This is a genomic window from Flavobacterium beibuense, assembly GCF_004151245.1.
In the GTDB taxonomy this organism is placed as follows: Bacteria; Bacteroidota; Bacteroidia; order Flavobacteriales; family Flavobacteriaceae; genus Flavobacterium; species Flavobacterium beibuense_A.
In genome coordinates, this window is the sequence record NZ_JUIW01000004.1 from 40,949 (window position 1) to 67,599 (window position 26,651).

General features: G+C 38.9%; 19 protein-coding genes. 10 read left to right on the forward strand and 9 right to left on the reverse strand.

All coding sequences use genetic code 11. From position 1 onward, the window contains the following. Nucleotides 1-10: 10 nt before the first annotated feature. The 4 genes from NU09_RS06055 to NU09_RS06070 all read right to left on the reverse strand — a co-directional run bounded on the left by NU09_RS06055 (nt 11) and on the right by NU09_RS06070 (nt 3,434). The gene (locus NU09_RS06055; protein ID WP_129750381.1) at nt 11-1,417 is read right to left on the reverse strand and encodes a MutH/Sau3AI family endonuclease; all 1,407 of its coding nucleotides are present in this window, start codon (nt 1,415-1,417) and stop codon (nt 11-13) included. Nucleotides 1,418-1,419: 2 nt separating this feature from the next. Then, nucleotides 1,420-2,649 (reverse strand): DNA (cytosine-5-)-methyltransferase, encoded by a 1,230-nt coding sequence (dcm, locus tag NU09_RS06060; protein WP_129750382.1) that lies wholly within the window; start codon nt 2,647-2,649, stop codon nt 1,420-1,422. Further along, the gene (locus NU09_RS06065; RefSeq protein WP_129750383.1) at nt 2,646-2,870 is read right to left on the reverse strand and encodes a helix-turn-helix domain-containing protein; all 225 of its coding nucleotides are present in this window, start codon (nt 2,868-2,870) and stop codon (nt 2,646-2,648) included. Before NU09_RS06065 ends, dcm begins: the two co-directional genes overlap by 4 nt. 150 nt (nt 2,871-3,020) lie before the next feature. Then, the gene (locus NU09_RS06070) at nt 3,021-3,434 is read right to left on the reverse strand and encodes a hypothetical protein (RefSeq protein ID WP_129750384.1); all 414 of its coding nucleotides are present in this window, start codon (nt 3,432-3,434) and stop codon (nt 3,021-3,023) included. A gap of 176 nt (nt 3,435-3,610) precedes the next feature. Here NU09_RS06070 and NU09_RS06075 point away from each other — a divergent pair, with 176 nt between their 5' ends. Beyond that, a complete protein-coding gene (locus NU09_RS06075) occupies nt 3,611-3,829 on the forward strand; it encodes a hypothetical protein (RefSeq protein ID WP_129750385.1) in 219 nt (72 codons plus the stop codon). Nucleotides 3,830-3,831: 2 nt separating this feature from the next. On the opposite strand, the gene NU09_RS06080 is transcribed toward NU09_RS06075, so the two are convergent. Further along, nucleotides 3,832-5,304, reverse strand: coding sequence for a tetratricopeptide repeat protein (locus NU09_RS06080; protein ID WP_165357670.1), 1,473 nt, complete (start codon nt 5,302-5,304; stop codon nt 3,832-3,834). Nucleotides 5,305-5,472: 168 nt separating this feature from the next. Here NU09_RS06080 and NU09_RS06085 point away from each other — a divergent pair, with 168 nt between their 5' ends. From NU09_RS06085 to NU09_RS06110, 6 genes are all read left to right on the forward strand, one after another. Next, a complete protein-coding gene (locus NU09_RS06085; RefSeq protein WP_129750387.1) occupies nt 5,473-6,504 on the forward strand; it encodes a ligase-associated DNA damage response exonuclease in 1,032 nt (343 codons plus the stop codon). Beyond that, complete coding sequence (locus tag NU09_RS06090) at nt 6,501-8,105, forward strand: ATP-dependent DNA ligase (RefSeq protein ID WP_129750388.1); 1,605 nt, start codon at nt 6,501-6,503, stop codon at nt 8,103-8,105. The genes NU09_RS06085 and NU09_RS06090 overlap by 4 nt, the downstream gene beginning before the upstream one ends. Then, nucleotides 8,105-10,564 carry a ligase-associated DNA damage response DEXH box helicase gene (locus NU09_RS06095; protein ID WP_129750389.1) on the forward strand — a complete coding sequence of 820 codons (2,460 nt, stop codon included), beginning with the start codon at nt 8,105-8,107 and terminating at the stop codon, nt 10,562-10,564. The genes NU09_RS06090 and NU09_RS06095 overlap by 1 nt, the downstream gene beginning before the upstream one ends. A gap of 12 nt (nt 10,565-10,576) precedes the next feature. After that, the gene (gene pdeM / locus NU09_RS06100) at nt 10,577-11,209 is read left to right on the forward strand and encodes a ligase-associated DNA damage response endonuclease PdeM (RefSeq protein WP_129750390.1); all 633 of its coding nucleotides are present in this window, start codon (nt 10,577-10,579) and stop codon (nt 11,207-11,209) included. Nucleotides 11,210-11,555: 346 nt separating this feature from the next. Then, the gene (locus NU09_RS06105) at nt 11,556-12,965 is read left to right on the forward strand and encodes a dicarboxylate/amino acid:cation symporter (protein WP_129750391.1); all 1,410 of its coding nucleotides are present in this window, start codon (nt 11,556-11,558) and stop codon (nt 12,963-12,965) included. Nucleotides 12,966-13,102: 137 nt separating this feature from the next. Further along, a complete protein-coding gene (locus tag NU09_RS06110; protein ID WP_129750392.1) occupies nt 13,103-13,390 on the forward strand; it encodes a hypothetical protein in 288 nt (95 codons plus the stop codon). Nucleotides 13,391-13,474: 84 nt separating this feature from the next. Here the strand turns inward: NU09_RS06110 and NU09_RS06115 are convergent, their stop codons facing one another. After that, complete coding sequence (locus NU09_RS06115; protein ID WP_129750393.1) at nt 13,475-13,939, reverse strand: OsmC family protein; 465 nt, start codon at nt 13,937-13,939, stop codon at nt 13,475-13,477. Between the two features lie 93 nt (nt 13,940-14,032). Between NU09_RS06115 and NU09_RS06120 the strand changes: the two genes are divergently transcribed. Both NU09_RS06120 and NU09_RS06125 read left to right on the forward strand, forming a co-directional pair. Next, complete coding sequence (locus NU09_RS06120; protein ID WP_129750394.1) at nt 14,033-14,530, forward strand: DinB family protein; 498 nt, start codon at nt 14,033-14,035, stop codon at nt 14,528-14,530. A 220-nt stretch (nt 14,531-14,750) separates the two neighbouring features. After that, a complete protein-coding gene (locus NU09_RS06125) occupies nt 14,751-15,761 on the forward strand; it encodes a glycosyltransferase family 9 protein (protein ID WP_242501835.1) in 1,011 nt (336 codons plus the stop codon). A gap of 48 nt (nt 15,762-15,809) precedes the next feature. Here NU09_RS06125 and NU09_RS06130 read toward each other — a convergent pair whose 3' ends face one another. Then, nucleotides 15,810-16,820, reverse strand: coding sequence for a hypothetical protein (locus NU09_RS06130; RefSeq protein WP_129750396.1), 1,011 nt, complete (start codon nt 16,818-16,820; stop codon nt 15,810-15,812). A 386-nt stretch (nt 16,821-17,206) separates the two neighbouring features. Between NU09_RS06130 and NU09_RS06135 the strand changes: the two genes are divergently transcribed. Next, nucleotides 17,207-23,548: a choice-of-anchor L domain-containing protein gene (locus NU09_RS06135; protein ID WP_165357671.1), complete on the forward strand. Its 6,342-nt coding sequence runs from the start codon at nt 17,207-17,209 to the stop codon at nt 23,546-23,548. Between the two features lie 137 nt (nt 23,549-23,685). Here NU09_RS06135 and NU09_RS06140 read toward each other — a convergent pair whose 3' ends face one another. Together NU09_RS06140 and NU09_RS06145 are read right to left on the reverse strand one after the other, a co-directional pair. Then, the gene (locus tag NU09_RS06140) at nt 23,686-24,981 is read right to left on the reverse strand and encodes a phenylacetate--CoA ligase family protein (protein ID WP_129750398.1); all 1,296 of its coding nucleotides are present in this window, start codon (nt 24,979-24,981) and stop codon (nt 23,686-23,688) included. Nucleotide 24,982: 1 nt separating this feature from the next. Beyond that, nucleotides 24,983-26,650, reverse strand: a complete 1,668-nt coding sequence (locus NU09_RS06145) for a C45 family autoproteolytic acyltransferase/hydolase (protein WP_129750399.1) — start codon at nt 26,648-26,650, stop codon at nt 24,983-24,985. Nucleotide 26,651 lies beyond the last annotated feature (1 nt).

Genomic DNA, 26,651 nt, shown 5'->3' on the forward strand with positions numbered 1-26,651 from the left:
GAACTAAATTTTATTCTATTATGTTTTTTATATATGAAGAATTAAGCCAATAGGATTTTTTCTTTTCTTTTGTACCAAAAGCAGTTTCCATTAAATCTTTACCATTTACACCTTTAGGCCTTACATGACAGATCATATTGTCTGATATTTTTATGAAGTTATTAAAATCATTGTTCAATATCTGTGCTTTGGTATGTTCCCAAAATTTTTCGGCCACATCCAAATCTTTAATGGGCATGGTCCAAAATTTAACTTTTTTAAGCCTTAAAATCTCATTCTCATCCTTTTGAAATATTACAAAAAAGAATCTTCTGGTAAGGACACTATACCAATATGAATCTTCCCAATCTTCATTTATTATTTCCTTAAATTTTATTTGAGCAAAAGACATGTTTTCTTTTAAAGAACCACTTTTTTCAAGTCTTATGGTTTTCATTTCAACGCCAGCCTTTTCAAACTCTTCTATCTTATTTGTCCTAACACCCAATATAGCTCTAGCCAAAACATTATATCTATTCTTAGATAAGGATGGGGCTAAACCTAATTTTCCCCGTATTTCCTGTTCTGATAAATTATAATATGGTATGAATTTTTTTATCACTAAATCTTCAAAAGATTCACCTTTTTCATACTCTTCTAATGACTTAACAATAGGCTCTACATCTTTATTTAGTCTCCTGTAATAAGACCTTGGCTCTCGTAAATCATTACTTTCCCTTAAGATTTTATCATATTCCTCATAATCAACTATGACTTCTTCATCTGCAAGACTCTTTTTAATTATAAAATTCAAATATTTAGATTTTAATGAGAATGCTCTTTGCATAGCTTTTTCATCAGAAAAAGGCTGAGTAACCAATGAATTCTTATTGGCTCCCTTTGTACAAGCGCCTAAATAGAAAGTATCGCCTTCAGATATTTCATGTGCTTTTCCCTCTTTTATCTTTAAAACAATTTTTTCCCAATCATCTTTTATGATTTTCAAATCAGGAGCCGGGAACTGCCAAAGTCTTATAATTTTAAATATGTAATCTAACTCTATTTTTTCCTGTTCATATAAATAAAACATCAAAAGCAACAGTTGATTTTTTCTCCAAAAGCTACTATCTACAAATGTCTTCTTATATTCCTCATTAAAGTTTATGATGTTAAATACCAAACGTTCTTTAGAAACTAATCCCCTACTATTTTCTTTTACAGGGGTTGTTTTAAGTTCTACTCCCGCATCTAAAAAATCCGGTTCTGAGTTAGAGTTCGGTTTATAACCAAAATAGGAATCTTCCAGCAGTTGACCCAACCTTCCCTTACCCGTATAATTCTGAACTATACCTTCACCTAAAACGTTACGCAAGGACTTATTTAATAATTGTTTTGCATAATTCTCTATTGATAATGGGTTGGTTGAATCGTATTTCATACTTAAATTCTTTTTGCTAATTCAGAACCTATTTTTTCTATAACTCCAACAACTAAAGCATTGCCCATAAAGAATGCTCTCTTGATATCTGTAGCCCCTTCTGTATGATTATCCGGAAACATGTTAAGTCTTTCCAGTTCAATTGGCGTAAGTCTTCTTAATCTCCCTTCAGCGGTTTTTATAACATGTTTAAATCTCGAGGCTGATGCTCCTCCTTCTCCTGTAATAATGGTTCTTGAAGGCTTATCTAGTGGATCAGGAAAAATCATTGCCCCCTCACTATATTGATACTCAAAACCAGTAGCTTTGTTAACTCTTTTTTCTTTCTTTGCTCCTTTTAAATACTCCCATTTATCGAGAGCATCCTCTTTTATGTAATATTCATTTGGTACTGCTCCATTGAGTAATATCTTATCCCCTAATGTTTCAAAATGACCATCATAACTTGGACTCGTCTCAACCGTATAAACTTTTCTGTTAATTGCTATACCAGCATTTTGAAAAGGACTTGTAGAAGATGTCTTTTTATTAAAGTTTGAAGATATATCAGGTAAATCTCCTTCTATTTCAAAAAAAGTTTGCTTGCTTTTTTGTGTTACGTTAAATGTTGTTGATAAAATACCTTCTTCCAAAACCCAGTCCAAAGGATTTTCCAGTTTAACAATATCCTTATACAGAGAAGTATTTTCATGGTAAGCCATTATAAATATCCTTCTCCTTCTTTGAGGCATTCCATAATCTGCTGCATTGATAACTCTCCATTCAACGGCATAACCTAAATCACACAATGATGCTATCATTATGGCAAAATCCCTACCTCTCTGTTTTACTGGTGATTTCAGCAACCTATCAACATTCTCCAAAAACAAAAAGCTGGGTTTCTTCTCTTTCTCATTTAATATCCTATGTATTTGCCACCACAAAACCCCTTTTTTTCCTTCCAATCCTGCAGAATCTTTCAAAGTTCTCGCAACAGAATAATCCTGACATGGAAATCCTCCAACCAACATATCATGTGCAGGAATTTCATCTGAAGATACTTGAGCGATATCCACATTGCTGTGATTCTCCTCTCCAAATCTATTCACATATATATTTGAAGCGTCCTGACTTTTTGTAGAAGGTTCCCATTGATTGCTCCATACAACTTTATATTTGCTGGAAGCTTTTTCCAAACCTAACCTAAAGCCTCCAACTCCTGCAAAAAGCTCTATTACCTTAACCTCTTTCATTTCCTACTAAACTTATTATCATCAAAAAAAATGGTAAAATCTATATCCAAAGCGTAAACTATCCTTTCAAGAACCTTAACAGTAACATTTCTTTTTCCTGTTTCAACTCCTGTCATATAGGTTCTATCGACCTCAGCAATATTTGCCAAAGCCTCCTGAGAAATGTTCTTCTCTTTTCGTAGTTCGCGGATTCGCTCACCAATCTTTTGATTGATATCCATGTATTTAAAATTTGTTTCTACTAGAAACAAATCTATTGTCATGTTGACTTTAATACAACGGCTTATGAGTCACATAGAAGTTTTGTGAATAACTTATAAAAACAAAAAAACCGGCTTATCGCCGGTTTCTTATTTTTAATAAAGTATCAATTAATAACGTGCCACTCTTTTACGCGGCTGGTTATGGTAATGTTTTGCGTGTTTAACCTTTTTAGCTTTATAAGGTTTATAGTAGGTGTAAGGAGTTCTTCCGTAATAGTTATTAACCACTACCTTGTTGCAACGGTGAAAATCGTAGTTTCTGTAAGCCACAGGAACATAAGCCGTACGCACCCAGGCACCATTGTTTATATAAATATAATCTCTTGAGGTCATGTCGTAGTACACATTAATTTCAGGAAGGTAGTAATACCTTGCTTCTACATGTGTAGCCGGAACCCAAACTACAGGCGCAGGCGGCGGCGGAGTACCAATATTCATTCTTACACTTACAGATACCTGTGCTTTTGCAAAAGCACCTGTTAATAATAACATCCCAACGAGTAAAATTCTAAGTGTCTTCATAATCTTTAAGTTTAGGGCTGTTTCTCATTTCAAAAAAACAGCGCGGTTTAAAAACACCTAGCCAAGTATCGTGCCGAAATAAGATGCTCGCATAGCTTTTTAACTAAAATTTTAATCAAATACCTGAAAAACAAGCAATTATTTTTTAGTAATTTTATTGTTTAATCCCTCATTCTATGGAAACAAAAAAAGAAATAACCGAAAAAATATTCAAGATAACGGTACTTATTCAGGAAAAATACCCTGAATTATCCGACTATCTGGAAGAGGTACAGGACACTATACCGGCAATGGAACATCCGGAGGTAGATGCAGGCACACTGTCCAAATACTACGAAACGCTGGACAACATGCTTAAGGATTATTTACTGGAACACCCTGAGTTGGGCGAATAACATCAGTTTATCAAATACTGTAAAAATTCCTCTACCGACTCGTAGTTTTCTTTAGGCAGCTTCTTCTTAAGGCGCATTTTGCACACCCTTACACTCTGTGGCGATATGCCCAGTATGTTTGCCATATCCTTACCGTTAAGCTCCAGGCGCATTAACACCATGATGCGTATTTCGGCTTCGGTCAGGTTAATTTTGCTGTCCTTAATACGCGAAAAGAAATCGGGATAAATAGAGTTAAAGCGCACCTTAAATTTCTCCCAGTCCTCATCGGTAAGTATTTTTTGCTCTAAAAGACGTGCTACCTCTTCTTCGGTAGCCTCTTCCTGTATAACCTCCTTACTGTTTTCATCCTGAAGTCGGTTAATAATTGAGTTCTTTTTTGACAAATCCAGAATATATGTTTTAAGTTCTACTTCCTTTACCTCTATAATCTTTTGGGTGTTATAAAGGTCTTTCTCTAACTGCTGCCTTTTAAATTTAAGCTTGTACAGATAGCGGTATATAAAAAATGCTACAAATAATAATACTATAAAAATGCCTATGCCTATAAACCAAAGTCGGTTTGCGGCAATTGCCCTTTCGTGCTGAAGGTTTTCGATGCGCAGGTTCTTTACTTTTACTCCCATACCCGCCTGATAGCGCGAAAGAATCTCTTTTTGGTTGGACTCCAGTATTTCACTTTCCCATTCGTAATGCTTCTTTAAATAGTACAAAGCTGAATCGGGCCTGTTAAAGCGTTCGTGATTACGGGAAAGTTCATAATAGGCTTCACTGGTGCGCACCTTACTGTTTAGCTTAAGGCTAATCGCAAGACCTTTGCGGGCATTATAAAAGGCTTGTTCTTTATCGCCCTTTAAGGCATAAACCGTACTAAGGTTTTGATAGGCCGTCGCCATACCTTCGCGGTATTCGTTTTGAAGGCATTCATCCAGCGAAAGTTTATAATACTTAAGCGCAGGGTCCAGTTGGTCGTTATAACGGTATATCTGCCCCTGATTGTTGTAGGCAATAGCGAGGTCACGCGGTTCCTTTAATTCGATAGAAATCGCTATGGCTTTATTATTAAACTCAAATGCTTGGTCAAACCGGCGTTTCTCCTTAAGTATAAGTGCCCTGTTTGTGTAAGTTAAACCTAAAAGGCGGGGCAATTTAAGCTTCTCGGCCAGTTGTGCCGCTTCGTTATAGCACTCCATAGCCGCATCGTTATCTTCCAGCCGCCAGTGTACAAGGCCCAGGTTATTAAGCAGGGTTGCCATCTGCTCTTCGTCTCCGTTTTGCTTTACCTGTTTGTAGGCTTCGGTAAAGTATTTAAGCGCCTCCTGATAATTACCCATTCGCCATTGTTCGTTTCCAAGATCGGTTAACGAAATGCCGGGTGTGGTAGTGTCGGGCAAATCAAAATTTTCGTTGGTGTCTGTTTTACAGGAAATAAAGAAAAGCATCAGGAACAAAATGATCCTAACGTAAAATCTCATATGTGTCTTTTTATAGCTGCTCCAAATGTAAGGCATATACCTGATTAATCAAATATTGAGTCAACAATTTGTTAATGAGACCATTCAACAAAAGTTAAACTTGTTCGAAATGCCTTTTGTTTTAGGCATTCCTGAGTTAAATTTAGTTTTAAATTCCGAAAAATTATTATGAAGCAACCCCTTCTGGCTTTTAACGACAAAGGTATTTACTGCTCGCAGGCTAATGTATACCTTGATCCGTGGCGTCCGGTAAACAATGCCATTATTACACACGGACACAGCGACCATGCCCGATGGGGACATAAAAACTATATTACACACCATCTTAATGTCCCTATAATTAAACATCGCCTAGGCGACATTACCGTTACCGGAAAAGACTGGAATGAAACTTTTACCATAAACGGGGTGAAGTTTTCCCTGCACCCTGCCGGACACATTGTGGGCAGTGCTCAGGTTAGGGTAGAATACAAAGGGGAAGTATGGGTTTTTACAGGAGATTATAAAACTGAGGATGACGGACTTTCCACTCCTTATGAAGTGGTAAAATGCCACACTTTTATTACCGAATGTACTTTTGGGTTACCTGCCTTTAAATGGTTACCGCAACAGGAAGTAATGGATGAGATAAACTCATGGTGGGCACAAAATAAGGCAGAAGGAAAAACATCGGTACTTTTTGGCTATACCCTGGGCAAGGCACAACGATTGCTTAAACACCTGGATACCGACATTGGCAAAATATATACTCACGGGGCTGTGGAAAACATGACGGAAATTATTCGCAATATGACCGACTTACCCGAAACTACAGTGATAACCCGCGATACGAAAAAGGAAGAGATAGCAGGTAATATTGTTATTGCCCCACCCAGTGCACACGGTAGTGTATGGATACGAAAAATGACACCTTTCGTTACCGGATCGGCAAGCGGATGGATGGCCTTTCGCGGAGCACGTAGGCGAAGGGCAATAGATAAAGGTTTTGTACTTAGCGATCATTGTGACTGGGAAGGGTTATTGGAAAGTATTAAGGCTACAGGAGCAGAAAAAATTATATCTACTCACGGTTACAGCGATATTTTCTCGGCTTACCTAAGGGAACAGGGTTATGATGCCCGTACAGAACACACCCAGTATGAAGGAGAGACCGATGAAACGGAAACCAAACCGAATGACGCAGAAGGAGGGGAATCATGAAGAATTTTGCCGAACTTATAAAAGCTTTAGACAGCTCTAACAAAACATCGGTTAAGGTAGATGCCCTAACTGAATACTTTCGTCATGCTAATGATACCGATAAGGTTTGGACGATAGCCATACTCTCCCACCGCAGGCCTCCTCGTCCGGTTAATACTACATTACTTCGCCTTTGGGCTGCCGAACTGGCTAATATACCATTATGGTTGTTTGAGGAATCTTATCACATTGTGGGCGATTTGGCTGAGACTATAGCCTTGGTGATTCCCACTTCAAAAAACCAGTCGGATAAAAGCCTCACCGAATTTATTGAGGAAATTATCGCCCTAAAGAAAAAGACAGAGGAGGAGAAAAAACAATACCTGCACAGCAATTGGCTGGCGCTTAACTATTATGAAAGGTTTGTTTTTACCAAGCTTATTACAGGAAGTTTTCGCATTGGCGTTAGTCAAAAACTAATGACAAGGGCACTTGCCAAGGTAACAGGCCTTGACGAAGATATACTTGCCCATAAACTTATGGGTGACTGGAATCCGGGAAAAATAAGTTTTAAAAAGCTGGTACTGGAAGAGAAGGCACAGGACATGGCTTCTAAGCCCTATCCTTTCTATCTGGCTTATGCCATAGAAAATGAACCGCATGAGCTGGGCAATCCTTTAGAATGGAGTGCCGAGCATAAATGGGATGGCATACGCTCGCAAACCATCATTCGGGGCGGGCAACTTTATATATGGAGTCGGGGTGAAGAACTGGTAACCGATAAGTACCCTGAGTTTAATATGTTTTTAGGCATTATTCCTGACGGAACAGTATTGGACGGGGAAATTCTGCCTTATGTGGATGGAAAAATAGGCACGTTTAACGACCTGCAAACCAGAATAGGGCGAAAGAATGTTTCGGCAGCATTATTAAAAAAGACACCTGTTATAATTAAGGCTTACGACATTTTAGAATGGAACGGTGAAGACATTCGTGAACTGCCCTACAGTGAGCGAAGAAAATTACTGGAGCAACTTTTTGAACAGGTAAAAAACTATGGCCTTCCATTACACTTATCAGAAAGAATACAACTACAAACGTGGGACACTGCCACACATGAAAAAGAAAAAGCACGTGAACTGCGCAGCGAAGGACTTATGTTTAAACGTAACGATTCTCCTTATCTGGTAGGCCGTAAAAAAGGCGACTGGTGGAAATGGAAACTCGATCCTTTCGCTATTGATGCCGTACTTACCTATGCCATGAGGGGGCACGGAAGGCGCTCTAACCTTTTTACCGACTATACTTTTGCCCTTTGGCAGGAGAATGAGGAAGGTGAAAAAGAACTGGTAACATTCGCAAAAGCCTATTCCGGATTAACCGATGCCGAATTCCGTATGGTGGATGATTATATTAAAAAGAATACACTGGAGCGGTTTGGCCCTGTGCGGAGCGTTACGCCAAAACTGGTTTTTGAAATCGGCTTTGAGGGCATTGCTTTTTCAGGTCGACACAAAAGCGGTGTGGCTACACGTTTTCCGAGAATACTGCGATGGAGGCATGATAAAACCATTGAGGAGGCTAATACTATAGATGATTTAAAAAACATGATACCTAAGTAATGAACAGGGAACAGCTTTTTGATTTGGCCAATCAGTGGTTTGAACAGAAAGGCTGGAAGCCTTTTCCGTTTCAAACCCAAACCTGGACGGCATTTCTGCAGGGAAAAAACGGACTGCTTAATGCCCCTACCGGCAGCGGAAAGACCTATGCCCTGTGGATTCCCATTGTTTTAGATTACATCCAAAAAAATCCCGACTATAAAACCAAACACAAGCCGGGACTAAAAGCAATATGGATAACTCCATTACGCGCACTTTCTACAGAAATAAAACAGGCTGCAGAAAGAGTAATAAACGATCTTGACCTTAACCTCACTGTAGGCATAAGAACCGGGGATACATCATCTGCAGAAAGGGCCAAACAAAAAAACAAAATGCCCGATTTGCTTATTACAACACCCGAAAGCATGCAGCTCATGCTGGCCTCAAAAGGATATGAAAATCTTTTTAAAAGCTGTTCGGCTATTGTAATCGATGAGTGGCACGAACTATTGGGTTCAAAGCGCGGTGTACAGACCGAACTGGCACTTTCCCGACTTAAAACCATTGCCCCCGCCATGCGTATTTGGGGTATCTCGGCAACTATAGGCAACCTGCATCAGGCGATGGAAGTTTTGTTAGGACCAGAATCTCAGCAACTGGAAAATTCTGTAATGATAAAAGCCCACATTAATAAAAAGATTAATGTGCATTCCATAATCCCTGATAAAATGGATTCCTATCCCTGGCGCGGACACATGGGGCTGCATCTTATAGACGAGGTGGCACAAATCATAAAAAAGAGCCGTACCACACTTGTATTTACCAATGTGCGTGCACAGTGTGAAATATGGTATCAGGCATTATTGGAAAAATATCCTGAATTTGCCGGAGAAATGGCGATGCACCACGGCAGCATTTCGCGGGAAACACGCCAATGGGTAGAACAGGCCATAAGAGACGAACAACTCAAAGCGGTTATTTGTACTTCGAGCCTTGACCTGGGTGTTGACTTTGCTCCTGTGGAAACCGTTATACAGATTGGCGGTCCTAAAGGTGTTGCACGATTCCTGCAACGTGCCGGCCGTAGCGGCCATAGACCGGGAGAAGAAAGCAATATTTATTTTCTTGCCACCCATGCATTGGAATTGGTAGAAGCATCAGCCCTGCGACGGGCCGTAAAAGAAACTGTGGTAGAAGACCGTATTCCCTACCTTAACAGTTGGGATGTTTTAGTACAGTATCTGGTAACTCTTGCAGTATCCGACGGCTTTTACCCTAAGCAGATTTACAACGAAGTTAAAAGCACCTTTTGCTATCAGGCCATGACAGAAGATGAATGGCAATGGATACTCAATTTTATAACAAGGGGAAGCCAGAGCCTGCAGGCCTATGATGAATATAAAAAGGTAGAAATTGAAGACGACGGTAAGTTTAAGGTAAACAGCAGGGCAATTGCACTGAGGCACCGCATGCAAATAGGCACTATAGTGGGCGATGCAGTTATGAATGTAAAATACATGGGCGGCGGGTATATAGGCAATATTGAAGAGTGGTTTATCTCTAAACTCAAACCGGGAGATGTATTTATTTTTGCAGGAAGAAAACTGGAACTGTACCGTACAAAAAATATGGAGGTCCTAGTACGACGGGCCAACCCCACAGCGAAAGCACAGCACGCCAGCTGGATGGGCGGGCGCATGACGCTTTCGGCACAAATGAGTGAGCTGCTTCGCGAAGAACTGTACGCTGCCAACACCAAGAAAATGTCAGCCGAATTAAAAGCACTTACTCCTGTTTTTAAACGACAGCGAAAAGAATCCATAGTACCAAATGACAGCGAATTTTTAATCGAGACCTTTAAAACGCGTGAAGGTTACCATGCTATTTTTTATCCTTTTGAAGGCCGTTATGTGCACGAAGCCTTAGCTAGTTTGCTGGCCTACCGAATTAGCCTGCTCTCTCCTATTACTTTTTCATTAGCATACAACGATTACGGATTCGAACTGCTTTCCGATAAAGAAATTGATATGCAACAGGTTTTGGATAATGATCTTTTTACCCCGCGTCACCTACATTATGATTTGCAGCAAAGCCTTAATGCCACGGAAATGGCAAGGCGAAAATTCAGGGACATTGCTGTAATAAGCGGATTGGTTTTCACAGGATATCCCGGAAAAGTGGTAAAAACAAAACACCTGCAAAGCAGCTCCCAACTAATTTTTGAAGTGTTTAAAGACCATGAACCTGACAACCTTTTATTCCTTCAGGCCTATCGGGAAACTTTTGAACATCAATTAGAAGAAGGCCGTCTTCTCTTAGCTTTAGAAAGGATACAGCAACAAACAACCGTATGGAAACAGTGTGAAAAACCAACACCTTTCAGTTTCCCTATTATAACTGACAGGCTAAGGGAAAGGCTTTCCAGTGAAACACTTGCCGACAGGATTAAAAGAATGACAGCATTATACATGAAATAGATTTTGACACAAATGACTTTAGAAATTGAAATAAACAACATTGCATTTATACTCCATAATACCGGGGCATTATACTGGCCAGGCAAAAAAATGTTACTCTTATCGGATGTGCATTTAGGAAAAGTTTCCCATTTCCGTAAACATGGTTCGGCAATACCTAATAACGCAATGTTTCAAAACTTTAAAAAACTTGATGCCGTTGTAAAACATTTTGAACCGGAAAGCATCTGCTTTTTAGGTGACCTTTTTCACAGCAGCCTTAATAAGGAATGGATACTGTTTGAGCAATGGGTAAGTAATATTAGGTTACCTCTACTACTTATTGCAGGAAATCATGATATAATATCACCACACAAATATGAAGAACTCAATATTGCCATTCACAATGAATGGATATTAGATGGTTTTTTATTAACGCATCATCCGGAAACAAGGGAAGGATTTTTTAATCTTTCGGGGCATGTACATCCTGCTGTTCAATTACAGGGTATGGGAAGGCAATTTTTAAAACTGCCCTGTTTTTTCAGGAATAAAAACCAAATGATTTTACCTGCGTTTGGAGAGTTTACAGGAACTTATGTAGTAGAACCTCAACAAGAGGATATTATTTACATTACTACTAAAGAGGAAGTGATAAGGCTATAATTGAAAAACCTTACGGCGGGGCCGTAAGGTTCAAAAGAAACATCGCACTGTAATCACTACCACTATGAAAGTGCGTGTTTAGCTAGTTTGTTTTAAAAAAAGGCACGTAAGTGCAATACTTTTTTGATTTTTTTTAGCTATGCAAATGTAATAATAAGTTCTTAATGAGGACTCTTTTTGTGTTGACAATTACGTTGACAAGGTTGTAAACGCCTAAAATTGTGTGTTTCTTTGAAAAGAACCGCGTTTATTAGGCAAAAAAGTTATTTTTCATTTATTTTTACCGCGCATTAATAATCATTCTGTAATTTCCTTCTTTAAAAGGAAAATCAGCTAAAACTACTATATGAAGTCAAGGTTTATTAACTATTTCGTGTTTATTATTGTCTCTTTAACTGCTATTTTACTAGCGGTAAATTATGTGACATCTGCAATCCCCGAAATCGTATTAGAAATATTTAAATGGTTGTCGGTTTTAGGACTAACATTATTTGCCATAAAAAAGCGTTCACTAACAACATGGATACTTGTTTGCCTTGTAATTGGTGCTTCAATAGGACATCAATGGCCTGAAGTAGGTCAAAACCTTCAGGTACTGAGCAAAATATTCCTTAAGCTTATTAAAACCATAGTTGGCCCGCTAATTTTTGCCACTCTTGTATATGGTATTGCCGGACACAGTAATATTAAGCAGGTAGGCCGTATGGGCTGGAAATCGCTACTGTATTTTGAAATAGTTACTACACTGGCACTATTCATAGGCCTTGCAGCCATAAACATTACTAAAGCCGGTGAAGGCATAGAACAGCCGGCGGCTATGCATGAAACGCTAAAAGCTGCAGAACCTCAAACCTGGCAACAGATAATCCTTCATATTTTCCCTGAAAACATTGCAAAATCGATGGCAGAAGGTGAAGTACTGCAAATAGTGGTTTTCAGCGTTATTTTTGGTATAGCCCTTATTATGGTTCCGGAAAAGAAACGTAAAGTAATGGTAGACTTTACCCAGAGCCTTAGTGAGGTAATGTTTAAGTTTACCAATATAGTAATGTACTTTGCGCCAATAGGTGTAGGTGCTGCTATGGCATATACTGTAGGACATATGGGGCTTAGTGTCCTGGTTCCATTACTAAAACTATTACTAACCCTATATGGTGCCCTGTTAGTTTTTGTATTGGTAGTATTCGTACCAATAGCACTTATCATAAAACTACCATTACGCGCATTTATTAAAGCTATAGGCGAACCGGTTTCCATTGCATTTGCCACAACCAGTTCTGAAGCTGCTTTACCCCGCGCTATGGAAGCCATGGAGAGCATTGGTGTGCCACGAAAAATTGTTTCGTTTGTTATGCCTATGGGTTACAGCTTTAACCTTGACGGAACTACATTATACCTCTCCCTTGCCAGTATATTTGTGGCACAGGCCGCAGGTATAGATCTTAGCCTTGGCCAGCAGTTAATAATGGTATTTACCCTTATGGTAACTAGTAAAGGTGTTGCCGGTATTCCAAGGGCATCGCTTGTAATACTTATGGGTACGGCTGCATCGTTTAACCTGCCTGTATGGCCTATATTTATAATATTAGGTATTGACGAACTTATGGATATGGCACGTACATCCATTAACGTAGTTGGTAACTGTCTGGCTTCGGCAGTTATTGCAAAATGGGAAGGCGAGTTTGATCCGTCGCTTGAGGCTCAAAAAGTATTTGAGACCGAACTGTATGAAACAGATACTGAAGAAAATAAATAATTAGGAGCCGCTCATTGAGCGGCTTTTTTATTACCATTAATTATACTGCAATAATAATTTACGGAATATGATTTTTATCATAAAACAGCCAATACCAGCGACTTAAATTTGTACTATAAATTTAAAACATTACCGGTATGAGTACTTATGATAAATATTTAAACAGCTACACAAAAGGATTTATGGGCTTTAATACTATAGCAATTTTAGGACAAAGTTGTTTGGGTGGTATAGCAGCCATGTTCGTATTACAAAACGGAACCTCTGTAGCACAAATGGTACAATTGTTTTTAATAACAATTTTCTGTTCAGGATTTAACGGTGCTGTATTGGCACAAATGAAACCAAAAGTAGTATTCAATTTCTTAATAGCAACAGTTGTGCTTAACTTAACATTAGCACTTTTAAACATCTTCGTGATTTAAACAGGCGCTATAATGATTATCTGACCCAATCGCGTTTGCTTATCTATTCAGCAGCTTTTATTACGGTAAAGGCTGCTGTTTTATTTATATCCTGCTTTGTGGTTCATGATATACCGGGAAATTACAGGAATTTGCTATAAAACACATTTCATTGGCTTTTTTATGAAGCTCATCTGCCTTTTCCTTCATACTCTCAGTTTGAACAACTACATTGGGCCTTAGTATTACTTTTGTAAACCTGCCGGAACCATTTACAGTTTCTTCCATCTCCCCATAGGCCTCATCAGTATAACTCACAACTATAACTCCGGCTTCCGAACACAAATGCAGATACCATAACATATGACAGGAAGATAACGAAGCTAAAAGCATCTCTTCAGGGTTATATCTTGAGCTATTTCCCCTAAATGCAGGATCTGACGAACCTTTAAGAACAGGTTTCCCTATTGCAGTGATATCGTAATCACGGGTATAGGAAGCATAATTTTTGGTTCCGTTTCCTGTATTTCCTGTCCATTTCAAGCTGGTATTGTATTGATGTGTTTTCATACCCTAAAATTAATTTATTTTTTATTTCACTACTGACATAGGGTTGTCACAACACCAAAATAAATTTGCTTCATAATATAAAAATCATCAGTTATGACAACGACAACCAATTCTGTAATTACATCACAACAGTTCTTAGAACACTGGAAAGGACACCGTGCACTTACCCGTAAAATCATAGAAGCTTTCCCTGAAAAAGACCTTTTTGAATTTTCTGTTGGCGGCATGAGGACTTTTGCCGAACTGGCAATGGAAGTAGTAAGTATTGCATTTTACGGTGTGGAAGGCCTTACCACAGGACAATGGAGACACATTGAGAAACTACCCTACTTTACCGGAGAAAAAAACATAAGCACAAAACAGGAGCTGCTTAATTTTTGGGACGAAACCACAGCTTACATTGAACAGGAAAAAGAAAAATTGCTAAACCTAGACTTTAGCCAACATATAAAGTCTTTTGAAATGTATGAAAATACCATTTGCTCTTCAATGCTTTACTGGATAGACAATGAGGTACACCATAGGGGCCAGGGTTATGTATACCTTAGGGCTTTAGGCATTACACCTCCGTTTTTCTGGGATCGTTTTTAATACACGGAGTACAATCATCATCAAATCAATCACCAAAGAAAAAGGGACACTATTCTAGTGTCCCTTTTCATTTTAAGGATTAAATGTTCCTTAAAAATTCAGGGTTTTAAAAAATAAATAAGGATTTTTCATTTTTTTTAATTATTTATGCGCTCAACAAACAATAATCTAAAACAGCATGGGGGGCCTAAAGAAAGTAAATGTGGTGAGGCGTAATATTATGCGCAGCCTAACTCGCAATATTGGTGTTACAAACCTTGAAAAAGACTTTAAACTAAAAGAAAGACCCGAGATAAAAAGAATACTTATTATCAGGCCTAACAAAAGGCTTGGTAATCTTTTACTGATCACTCCGCTTTTACAGGAAGTAAACGAAACTTTCCCTAATTGTAAGATTGACGTTTTTGTGAGGGGCGGGCTGGCTCCTATCCTTTTTGAAAATTATGACAATGTAGACCGCATTATTAAGTTGCCGGGTAAACCTTTTAAAGAGCTTATAAAATACTCACTTGCATGGTTATCCCTTAAAAAGAAACGCTATGATATGGTAATAAATGTGGTTAACTCATCCTCATCAGGAAGGTTATCAACCAAATTTGCCACAGCTAAATTCAAGCATTTCGGCGATGTGTCGGACAAGATAAAAGAATTATATCCCGACAGCAACCACATTGCAAAATACCCTGTATATAACTTCAGGTATTTTTTAAGCAAACTGGGTTATGAAAGAACAGACAAACCTGTACCTCCGCTAAACCTAAAGCTTACTGCCGAAGAACTGGCTCAGGGCAAACAGATTGTGAAAGATATTGTTAAGAACGATAAAAAGACAATAGCCATATTTACTTTTGCTACCGGAGATAAATGCTACAAGCCGGAATGGTGGAATCCGTTTTATGAAAGGTTGCAGGCAGAGTATGCTAACGACTACAACATTATAGAAATACTGCCTGTTGAAAATGTTTCGCAAATAGACTTTAAGGCTCCTACTTATTACAGTAAGGAAATTCGTGAAATAGGGAGTGTTATGGCAGCGTGTGAAGTGTTTATTGGTGCCGATAGCGGTATGATGCACCTTGCAGCGGCATCGCTGGTCCCTACTATCGGATTATTCTCTTGCACTACTCCTGCCACATATGGCCCTTATAACAAAGGAAGCGAGTCTATAGAAACCAACAAAAAAAATATGAACGACTGGATTGAAAGTATAAATAAAGCTTTAAAAGCATAAAAAAGACGCTCGATTGAGCGTCTTTTTTATGTTTAATCCAAAATATTACTATTCTTTTGTTTTTATATAATGAAGGTAAATTGTATTGTCTTTAATTTCAAGCAAACCCGCTTCAATCTTTTCTCCTTGTTTCTTGTAAAAGCTAACGACTTCATTTAGGTAAGCATTGCGGTATGAATTACAGGTTCGACTAATAAAAATATCTTCTCCAATATCCATAACCTTGTGTGACATCCCATTATTTATTCTGGCAAGATACATTTTATTACCATCCATCATTATCAGTAAAAGTTCATTATTATAAACAAAAGAATGGGCAATATAAAATTCCGGGAAATTACGATAGTAATAAGCTTCCTCACCTGACTTATAAATTGTTACCACTCCCTGCAAGGACCATCCTAATTCAGCTTCATTAAATACTGTGAGTCCGTGAGTTTTTATCTCATTGTAATAAAAACCTTTTTTTACTTCATTTAACTTATGAGGATCAGCAACTTTTAGCACATGCGTATTAGTTACTAAATAATATTCTTCCTGAATTTTATAAATCTTAGGGAGTAATATATCGGCATCATATTCAACCCCGGTCTTTTTGTCTTTAAAAATCGTTGCAGCACCCCATTCACCATAATCAAGGGCATAAACATAGTAATTATCATCCTCAAAAACCCCATCATCTGTAACGGGAGTGTTCAACCAGGTTTCTTTGTTGCTGTCCCAATAAAAAGAGGCCGCATCAGGCATGAGCGTATTTTCTTTAAAAACTATACTGTCATTTTCTACATAAATCCCGCTATCCCATAACCTGTGAACCTTATCCTGTGTTTTGCTATATATCTTTCCTCTTTTGTTAAAAACACAAAAGGTTCCTTCCGGCACTAATGTTGGCTCATCTTTAGCTATAGCGAAGACAGAATAATAAGTATTCTTATATTTTACTGAATAAGTTGGCTTCCCTTCTATATTCAGCTTTATAGTATCGGTTTTTATTTTAAACTCCTTGCTGTCAGAACAGGATAAGAAAGTTAAAATTAATAGAAGTAAAATTTTTTTCATTGTAAGGTGTTTAGTATAAATCATCTAAAAAATTCACTCTTTCAGTAGTCAAAATTTATCACTTCGGCTTCAGAACCAAAATTATACCATACTAATACACAATATAACTACCTATCAATAAAAATGTGAAAAAAATACAGATAAATGAATAAAAAAAAACAAAAAAAATATCCTGTTGCATTTTTTAAAGAAAAAAACCAATAAACATAATGAAAAAAGTTAAAAACAACAATATCAATAAATTAAAAAAAAGTTTCTACTGTAACATCCCTCATTAAAATTGTGTTTTTTTGACGATTATTTAAAAAATAATTATGGGTGGAGTAATTTTGTCGCAAAATTATTCACTACCACTCATCATGAAAAAAACTATTTTACTTTTTTTCATGTCATTATTTATTGTGTGCGGTTACGCACAGGGAATTACTCCGGCTGAAGGATTTGAAGGTACAACCTTTCCTCCGACAGGCTGGACTAAATACAATAATGGCATAGGAAACTTACAGCAATGGAAACAGACAGTTGTTTCTGCGAATGACACTTACCCTCCTCATACCGGAGATTATGCAGCCTTTATTGATCGTGAAAACGTGCCGGATGCAGGAGACCCTGCTAAAGACTGGCTCGTAACACCTTCTTTTGAAATGCCGGTTAACGGACAGCTGCGTTTTTGGTCAAGCCTTACGCTACCGGGTAATCAGGGAACGATTTACAAAATCCTTATGGCTCCGGCAGGCGCTGACCTTACAGACCTTGCTTCTTACACCGTTGTTTCAACGTATACCGAACCTCTTATTAACCCTACTCAAACAGAATACGATGAGGTTGTTATAAACCTACCCGGGACAACAGGGCAAAACTATCATATTGCTTTCCTTATGGAAGGTGATTTTCAGGATCGCTGGTTAGTAGACGACGTAAGCGTTGTGGAACAGTGTTTAGCTCCTACCAACCTTAATGCGGTTAGTACAACACCTACTTCTGCGAACTTAAGCTGGACAGGTGCTGCACTTCAATATGAAATTGAAGTTTTGCAGGTTACCGAAGCACAAACAGGCTCAGGTGATATTGTAAACGGGACTTCAACAACCGTTTCTCCGTTAATACCAACTACTGCATACAAATTTTATGTAAGATCTGTATGTAGTGAAGGTAATACAAGCGAATGGGCTGGTCCGTTTAACTTTTATACACAGCCTGCAAATGATGATTGTGCTAATGCCATAGCACTTACTGTTAATACAACAAATATTTGTACAACAAGCACATTTGGTACTGTTGCGGGAGCAACACCTTCTAATGATGGCAGCGATGTTTGTGCAGGTACCGAAGACGATGATGTATGGTTTACATTTGTGGCTACAGATACCACTCACCTTATCAATCTTAACAACCCTGCAAACGGTTCAACCGATTTAAACAATATATTGTATAGTGGAACTTGCGGCTCGCTTACACAGGTTAGCTGTAACCTTAACAACAATACTACCGTTACCGGGCTTACAATAGGCGAAACTTATACTTTAAGGGTTTATAGTGCTGTAGCTACGAGCCAAAACACAACTTTTGATGTTTGTATTGGCACACCACCTCCACCCCCGGCAAATGACGAATGTGCAGGAGCAACAACACTAACTGCTAATCCTGACCTCGATTGTGATAACTTTGCAACAGGAACAGTATATTCTGCTACGGCATCGCCTCAGAGCAATACCTGTACAGGAAGTGACGACGACGATGTATGGTATCAGTTTGTAGCTACAAACCCAACACATACTATCAACTTAAGCAACATTACCGGAAGTACAACTCTTTTGTACCATACCGTTTACAGTGGTAACTGTAGCGCTCTAACTCAAATGTATTGCAGTACCGCTACTACCAGCATAACAAGTACATTAACAGTAGGAAATACTTACTACGTAAGGGTATACTCCTCTGCAACTACCGCACAAACATCTGTTTTTGATATTTGTATAGCTACACCGCCTGGACCTCCGGTTAATGACGAATGTAATACTGCTCTTTCTGTACCCGTTAACCCGGATTTAAACTGTACGCTTTTCACATCGGGAACAGTAGCATGGGCAACACCTTCCCCTGAAAATGCTACCATTTGTTCTGGTACTGAAGACGATGATGTGTGGTTCTCTTTCGTTGCTACAAACCCAACGCACACCATTAACCTTAATAACGTTGAAGGCAGTACTAACGACCTTAATCATACTATATACTCAGGAGCTTGCGGCTCGCTTACAAATATTTTATGCAGTAGCCCTAATAACAGTTATGTATCAGGATTAACAGTTGGAAACACTTATTTCATCAGGGTGTTTACTGCTACCAGTACCGCGTTACAAACCACAACTTTTGATGTTTGTATAGGTACTCCACCAGCCCCTCCGGCTAATGACGATTGTGCAAATGCTATAACAGTACCTGTAAACGCTGATTTAAATTGTACAAACTCTGTTCCCGGTACTGTAGAGTGGGCTACGCCTTCTCCTCAAAGTGGCACAACATGTAATGGTACTGAAGACGATGATGTATGGTACCAGTTTGTGGCTACAAGTGTAGCACACAGGATAAGACTTACTGATATTGCAGGAAGTGCAACGCTTTTATACCACACAGTTTACAGTGGAACATCGTGTGGCGATATGACCCTTTTATATTGCTCCAACGGAAGCGATAGTTTTGCAGGTAACCTTACCATAGGTGATACATACTTTATCAGAGTTTATACTTCGGCTGATACTCCACAAAACACTACGTTTAATGTATGTGTTAGCACACCACCGCCACCGCCTGTTAATGATGAGTGTGCAAATGCAACAGTAGTAACTGTAAATCCTGATTTATCATGTGCTTCGATTACACCGGGCACAACCAGCTGGGCAACTCCTTCATTAGAGAGCAATACCTGTAACGGTGTTGACGATGATGATGTATGGTTTGAATTTGTGGCTACAAGCACAATGCACACTATTGATTTTAATGACATTGTGGGAAGCACCACCGATTTAGACCATGTTATATATTCAGGCGACGATTGCGGAAACTTAACTCAACTATACTGTAGTTCCTTTAATAATAGCGTGGCTTCAGGGCTAACCATAGGTCAAACCTATAAAATAAGAGTATACACATGGACAGCTACAGCAATGCAAACAGTGACATTCAATCTTTGTGTAGGTACACCTCCGGGGCCACCTGCAAACGATGATTGTGCTAATGCAACTGTTGTTCCTGTAAATGCGGGAGAAAACTGTGACCTTACTACTCCCGGTACTATTGACTGGTCTACAGCTTCTCCGGAAGCTAATACCTGTACAGGTACTGCAGATGATGACGTATGGTTTGAATTTGTGGCTATCAGCACAAAACACAGAGTACAGTTACTTAACCATTCAGGAGCTCCGTTTTTATATTACAACATCTATTCGGGCAACAACTGTGGTACACTTACACAAGTTCAGTGTAATACCAGCTCTGCCTACTCAACCTTCCTGGAAGGCCTTACAATAGGACAAACCTATAAACTTAGGATTTATTCAAGTGTTTCTGTACCATTCCAGTTGGCAACTTTTGATGTATGTATAACTACACCACCACCTGCACCGGCAAATGACGAATGTGCTAACGCAACCGTTATCCCTGTAAATACAGATCAGTTCTGTAATCAGACAGCAGAAGGAACAATCTATTCGGCTACTGCTTCACCGGAAGCCAACTCTTGTACAGGTACCGATGATGATGATGTATGGTTTGAGTTTACTGCGATAAGCACCAAACATAAAATTGACCTTCTGAACATTACCAACGGAACTACTGCTTTATATTATGCAATATATGAAGGTAATGTGTGCGGAAGCTTAACACAAATAACATGCGGTACATCCAACACAACTTTTGTGGATAACCTAACTATTGGATCAACATATAAAATAAGGGTATATTCATTTACATCAACTCTAAATCAAACTTCTGATTTTGAAATTTGTGTAAGCACCCCTCCCGGTATTCCTACAAATGACGAATGCGCAGATGCAACATTACTTATTGCAAACACAGGAATTGAATGCGTGGAGTCAGGTTCAGGAACAATTTACTCTGCTACCGGCTCTCCACAGGCAACTACATGTGGGGGTACTGCCGATGACGACGTATGGTTTGAGTTTGTAGCTACAAGTACTTCTCATTATATAAACCTTTCTAATATTAGTAATTTATCATCTGATTTATATCATGTGGTTTATGAAGGTGATGATTGCGGCAGTTTGACTGAAATGTACTGTAGCGACCCTAACAGTAGTACAAGTGACAATTTTGTAATAGGGAATACCTATAAAGTAAGAGTGTATTCAAAAACTGCTACTCCTAACCAAACTGATTCTTTTGATATTTGTATCGGCACAAGAAATGTATCCATTAATGTAGATGAGACTACATTTACTGCCGAAGAATTAGTACAAAATGTATTGTTTAGTTCTCCTTGTGCAGTTATCACAAATGTGAGCACTATAACAGGAACCGATTTTAATCAGCCAAACGGTATAGGCTATTTTAATGCACCGACAGGGTCTGTTTTTCCTTTCCAGGATGGTGTTATTTTAGCGACTACAAGCATACAGCAGGCAACAACACCTCCGGGAATTGCAGGTGTACAAACTACAGATTGGTTGGGAGATACCGACCTTGAAGCTATTATTGCCGAAGGAGGCAATACAGGTCCTACTTATAATGCCAGTATACTGGAATTTGATTTCCTTGCCTATACTAACGAATTTACTTTCGACTTCCTGTTTACTTCAGATGAATACGGTTCGTTCCAGTGTCGCTTCTCCGATGCGTTTGCGTTTATACTAACAGACTCTGAAGGTAACAGCCAGAACCTTGCAGTAATACCGGGCACAACAATACCTGTTTCGGTAGTTACCATAAGGGACGATGCTTATAATGCAACCTGTGACAGCCAAAACGAACAATATTTCGATCAGTACAACCCTAACAGCCCTTATGCGGCAGCTATAGGCTTTAGCGGACAAACAGTGCCGTTTACTGCTATTGGACAGGTTGTACCCGGACAGCAGTATCATATTAAGTTTGTAATTGCTGATTATAATGATGCATTACTTAATTCTGCTGTTTTCCTTGGCGGAGGTAGCTTTGATGTTGGCGGAATCGATTTAGGTGAAGATTTAACAGTTGCAGACGGTAATGCTGTTTGTGATATGCAGGCCGTTACACTAAGTGTTGATTTTGACGATCTTTCTCAATTTGAATTTGAATGGCTGTACGACAGTACTCCTGAAGAGGGAGACGACACAACACTTCCTGTTGTAATACCAAACGAAACCGAGGCCACGCTTGAGGCTACACAGCCGGGAAGATATTATGTAAGGGCTACTTACGAAGGTTCTTCATGTTCTTTAGAAGGCAGCAAACTTGTTGAATTCTACACTCCTGTGGCTGAAACTGTAGGTGCTCCTGTAGACCTTACAGCATGTAATGCAAGTGGGTTTGCAACATTTGACTTTACTTCTAATACTGCTCTTATTGAGGCAGGTGTTATTGAAGGTTATGATTCGGCCGACTTTGTGATTTCTTATCACGAATCTGAAACAGCTGCTCAGGATAACTTAAACCCTATAGGGCCTGAATATGAGAATACGGTTGCAGAGTTACAGCCTATTTATGTAAGGGTAGAGTACACCCCAACGGGCTGTGTAGCCATCCTTAACTTTAACCTGATCATTCAGGATCTTACACCTGATTTTGATATGGGAGGTGATCGAAACATCTGCGAAGGCACTACCGATGCAGTCATCAGTCTTGTAGCTAACAACTACAATCCTGAATCACCTGATGTTACTTATGCATGGACTTACAATGACAATGCATTACCTGACACCGGAAGCAGCATAACTATAATAGGTGAAGGCACTTATGAGGTTACGGTTAACAACTCAGGTTGTGAGGCTACCCAGTCGGTATTTGTAACAGTTACTCCATTACCAATTGCAGATATAATGGAAGATGTTACTTCATGCGACAGCTATATACTACCTGTACTTAGTGATAACAATGCTTATTATACAGGCGCAAACGCAACGGGCGATATACTTACTGCGGGAACTGAGATAACAACAGATCAGACAATCTATATTTTTACCCAAACTCCGGGAACAGAATGTTCGGATGAAAGCAGCTTTATGGTAAGTGTTGTTACTACTCCGATTATTAGTATTACCAGTGGATGTGAAGGCGGAGTTTATACCCTTGAGGTTTCTCTTGATGACAACTATACTGAAGACAAGGTTCTTATTGAATGGACAGATGCCAGTGGTGCTATTATCAGTACAGACCTTAAGGCTGTTGCAGAAGAGACTGGTGACTATGTAGTAACAGTAACTCCTCTTAACAGTGCTTGCTCTACTGTCTTAACAGAGACTGTAGAAAGTATTGCCTGCCAGATACCTCGTGGTATTTCTCCAAACGGCGATGGTATGAACGATGAGTTTGATTTGACCGGATTTGGTGTTACCAGAATAAGCATCTTTAACCGTTATGGTAAAGAAGTGTTTAATCAGGACATGTACAACAAAGAATGGCATGGCCAGGATTCAAACAACAATAATCTTCCTACAGGTACTTACTTCTATTCTATCCAGTTTAATAATGGCGAAAGCAAAACAGGCTGGGTTTACATCAACAGGGAAAATTAAACCGTAGGAGATAGTAAAAATAAAGTAGTCCGCTTACTCCTCCATAATGAGTAAAATAGATTAGTTTTTAGTTAGTAGTTAAAAAGCCGTACAAATTGTACGGCTTTTTTATTTACTGTAATAAAGAAAATCTAAACCTAATTAGCTCTCTTGTCTATAAAATTTACAGGTTTTCTGCTCATAGGGTTAAACATAACCTTATTAAGCTCTTCTGCGGTAATAAAAACAATTTTAGGTGTAACCCTTAGCTTAGCCCTAAAATGGTCTTTTATTTGAACCAGTAACTCTTCCGAAGGGCTATCGGCTACTGCCTTAATAACAATTTCATCGGTACCGAGGTCGTTAGTGGAAATTTCTATAATATGATTTTCTATCTGGGTAAAAGACCGCAGCAAATCAATCATGGCCGGCGGATATAAGGTTGTCCCCTTATATTTTATCATTTGCTGTTTCCTTCCTATTACCGGCCCTACCCTAAGCGTGTTTCTTCCACACTCACAAGGTTCGTGGTGCAGTTGTACAATGTCACCTGTTTTAAAGCGTATAAGAGGCATACCCTCAATACCAAGTGTGGTTACCGTTAATTCCCCGCTCCCTCCTTCTGTTACGGGATTGTCATTCTCATCCAACACCTCTGCAATAATCAGTTCAGGATGATGGTGGCCTCCGCATGAAAACTCACATTCTGCAAAGGCAGTACTCATTTCGGTAGAAGCATAGGTAGAGAACAATTTGATGTTCCACTTATCGGTAATCTTTTTGGAAAGCGTATTCATGGAAAAATCCTGATCACGCAAAGGCTCCCCTATACATATTGCCCCTTTAATACCACTTGCATTATAATCTATGTCATGCATTTCGGCATACTCAATAAGTTTCAGTAAAAAAGACGGTACGGTTATGAGGTATGTAGGCTTATATTTTAAAATGGAATCCCATTGTAGTTCAGGTACTCCTGCACCAACACGTATAACACCTGCCTTTATTTTTCTAAGTCCTAAAAAATAGGCAAGTCCCGCCATAAAACGCCTGTCAATGGTCGTCATAAGCTGTACAACATCGCCTTCCTTAATTCCCGAACAGATAAAAGATATAGCTTCGTTATAGGCAAGCCTGTCCAGATCTTTATCAGTAAGCCCGAAAGTTACTGGTTTACCCGATGTTCCTGAAGTCGTAGTATAGTCGATTATATGTGATTTTGGCACACATAAAAAATCATCATTGTATTCCTGCAATTGCTCTTTTGTAGTTAAGGGCAGCTGTTGCAGGTCTTCAAGTGTGTTTATGGTTGTAATGTCTATTCCTTCTTTTTCAAAAAGCCTTTTGTAGAAAGGAGAATTATCTGCGGCATAGCGTAGTGCTTCACGCAGCTTCTCTTCCTGATGCGCTTTTATCTCCGGCAACGATGCCTTTTCTATAGAAGGGATATCCATATTACTTTAGTCTCCTGTTTAGTTTTTCAATGTATTTTTCAATCTGTATTTTCTCAGGCAGTGTGGTAATTTCCTTTGTAAGTGCCTTTTCAAATTCTGCACGGGCTGCTGCAAAGTAGCCTTTGTTGTAATAATACAAACCTACTTTATAATACACTCCCCAGTAATCCGGATTTTCCTGCTGATATGTTCTGATAAAATCCGGAGACAGTTCTCCTTCTGTTTTTATAGCCTTTTCTATCACCCTGTCATTTACCCTGAATTTCTCATAATTTTTATAGGCAGTACTATTAACAAAATCATCTTTAGGAATTAGAAGTGAATCTATCCCCATAGACGTTTGACGGTCTAAATGTTCCTTACCAAAAATCTCATCAAGGTCGTAGGCCACATATGCACCCAGCTGATATGGCCCGGATGATACCCAAGCCAACCTTTGCTCAGGCTTGAATACTACCGAATGGTGTGCCAATAGTTGGTTAATCGCTTTTTCATTACCGTAACCCAGCATCAGGTCGTTAAGCCCTTCGCGGTTACGCATAATGGCAGCCGCTTTTACCGGAGTTACTTTATCTGTATCATCCAACAGTTCTTTTATCCTGTCGTATCGATACTGCGAATGACTGTTTTTTATGGTGTAATTGTTATTATCATCATCCTTATAGGTATCACTCTGAAAATGATTGGAACAAATAAGCTCTGATGTGTTCTCTACCTCATAAACACCAAACTTTAAAGGCGACACCTCTATAAGTACAGCTTTATGATCGTGTGCACTGCCCACCATAATGGTTTCCGAAACAAAAACCTCCCTGTTCTTCGCTATAGCGACAGCTTCCTCTATGTTTTGTGAATATTGTAATATCTCCCTTGCCAATAAAGATATAGGTGTTTTTGCCATAAAAGGAATATCCGACTTACCTGAATTTATAGTAACGGTAAGCCCTTTTGTATTCATCCCGGACAATACCCCAATCATTCCTCCCCAGGTAACCGACATAAAAGGGTATCCTTTATTAGGTTTTACAAAAGATACTATCTTATTTTTGGCAAAATCGTCTCCCGCATAAAAATCAAGGTTTCTTGCTATTAGCAAAGAGCCGTCTGAAGTTTTATCGTCCCACGCAGCAAAAGAAGTACATCCTACCATGGAAAGGTCATTTAAGGCATGCCCTATATCGTGTGCCGCATGCAGGTACAGGCTTCTTAAGTAAGGAGGAGCCACATAATCATATTCCTCCGATGCATATCGCGATACTCCGTATATCTCCGTTTGATATTCATTAGGAACGTGAAGGTAAAGCTTGCGGTTATACCATTTTAAAAATTGCCTAAGTATAGACTGCTTAAACTTTGAAGGGATAATTTCTTTGATCCTGCCCATAAACACATCTTCCTGATACAGTATCAAATCATGAGATAAAGCTCCGCTTATCAGTCCCCTTTGCAGGGCATCACCTTCCACGTACATTTCCCAAAGCCCCTGTTCGTTCTTTAAAAGAAAATTATTGCCACAGGTAAATAAGCTATCGTTATATTTTATAACCTGTGGAACGGTATTGTCGTAGATTTCCGTTTCAGGTATTTGATGAACCGAATTATATGTGCCGCAGGAAGTCATTTGCAAAGCTGCAAGTGATAACAACAATATATATAAAACGTTCCTCATG

Bases quoted from the DNA above. Each gene is read 5' to 3' on its own strand.
- NU09_RS06055 (WP_129750381.1), bottom strand. From the start codon at position 1,417: ATGAAATACGATTCAACCAACCCATTATCAATAGAGAATTATGCAAAA.
- dcm (WP_129750382.1), bottom strand. From the start codon at position 2,649: ATGAAAGAGGTTAAGGTAATAGAGCTTTTTGCAGGAGTTGGAGGCTTT.
- NU09_RS06065 (WP_129750383.1), bottom strand. From the start codon at position 2,870: ATGGATATCAATCAAAAGATTGGTGAGCGAATCCGCGAACTACGAAAA.
- NU09_RS06070 (WP_129750384.1), bottom strand. From the start codon at position 3,434: ATGAAGACACTTAGAATTTTACTCGTTGGGATGTTATTATTAACAGGT.
- NU09_RS06075 (WP_129750385.1), top strand. From the start codon at position 3,611: ATGGAAACAAAAAAAGAAATAACCGAAAAAATATTCAAGATAACGGTA.
- NU09_RS06080 (WP_165357670.1), bottom strand. From the start codon at position 5,304: ATGAGATTTTACGTTAGGATCATTTTGTTCCTGATGCTTTTCTTTATT.
- NU09_RS06085 (WP_129750387.1), top strand. From the start codon at position 5,473: ATGAAGCAACCCCTTCTGGCTTTTAACGACAAAGGTATTTACTGCTCG.
- NU09_RS06090 (WP_129750388.1), top strand. From the start codon at position 6,501: ATGAAGAATTTTGCCGAACTTATAAAAGCTTTAGACAGCTCTAACAAA.
- NU09_RS06095 (WP_129750389.1), top strand. From the start codon at position 8,105: ATGAACAGGGAACAGCTTTTTGATTTGGCCAATCAGTGGTTTGAACAG.
- pdeM (WP_129750390.1), top strand. From the start codon at position 10,577: ATGACTTTAGAAATTGAAATAAACAACATTGCATTTATACTCCATAAT.
- NU09_RS06105 (WP_129750391.1), top strand. From the start codon at position 11,556: ATGAAGTCAAGGTTTATTAACTATTTCGTGTTTATTATTGTCTCTTTA.
- NU09_RS06110 (WP_129750392.1), top strand. From the start codon at position 13,103: ATGAGTACTTATGATAAATATTTAAACAGCTACACAAAAGGATTTATG.
- NU09_RS06115 (WP_129750393.1), bottom strand. From the start codon at position 13,939: ATGAAAACACATCAATACAATACCAGCTTGAAATGGACAGGAAATACA.
- NU09_RS06120 (WP_129750394.1), top strand. From the start codon at position 14,033: ATGACAACGACAACCAATTCTGTAATTACATCACAACAGTTCTTAGAA.
- NU09_RS06125 (WP_242501835.1), top strand. From the start codon at position 14,751: ATGCGCAGCCTAACTCGCAATATTGGTGTTACAAACCTTGAAAAAGAC.
- NU09_RS06130 (WP_129750396.1), bottom strand. From the start codon at position 16,820: ATGAAAAAAATTTTACTTCTATTAATTTTAACTTTCTTATCCTGTTCT.
- NU09_RS06135 (WP_165357671.1), top strand. From the start codon at position 17,207: ATGTCATTATTTATTGTGTGCGGTTACGCACAGGGAATTACTCCGGCT.
- NU09_RS06140 (WP_129750398.1), bottom strand. From the start codon at position 24,981: ATGGATATCCCTTCTATAGAAAAGGCATCGTTGCCGGAGATAAAAGCG.
- NU09_RS06145 (WP_129750399.1), bottom strand. From the start codon at position 26,650: ATGAGGAACGTTTTATATATATTGTTGTTATCACTTGCAGCTTTGCAA.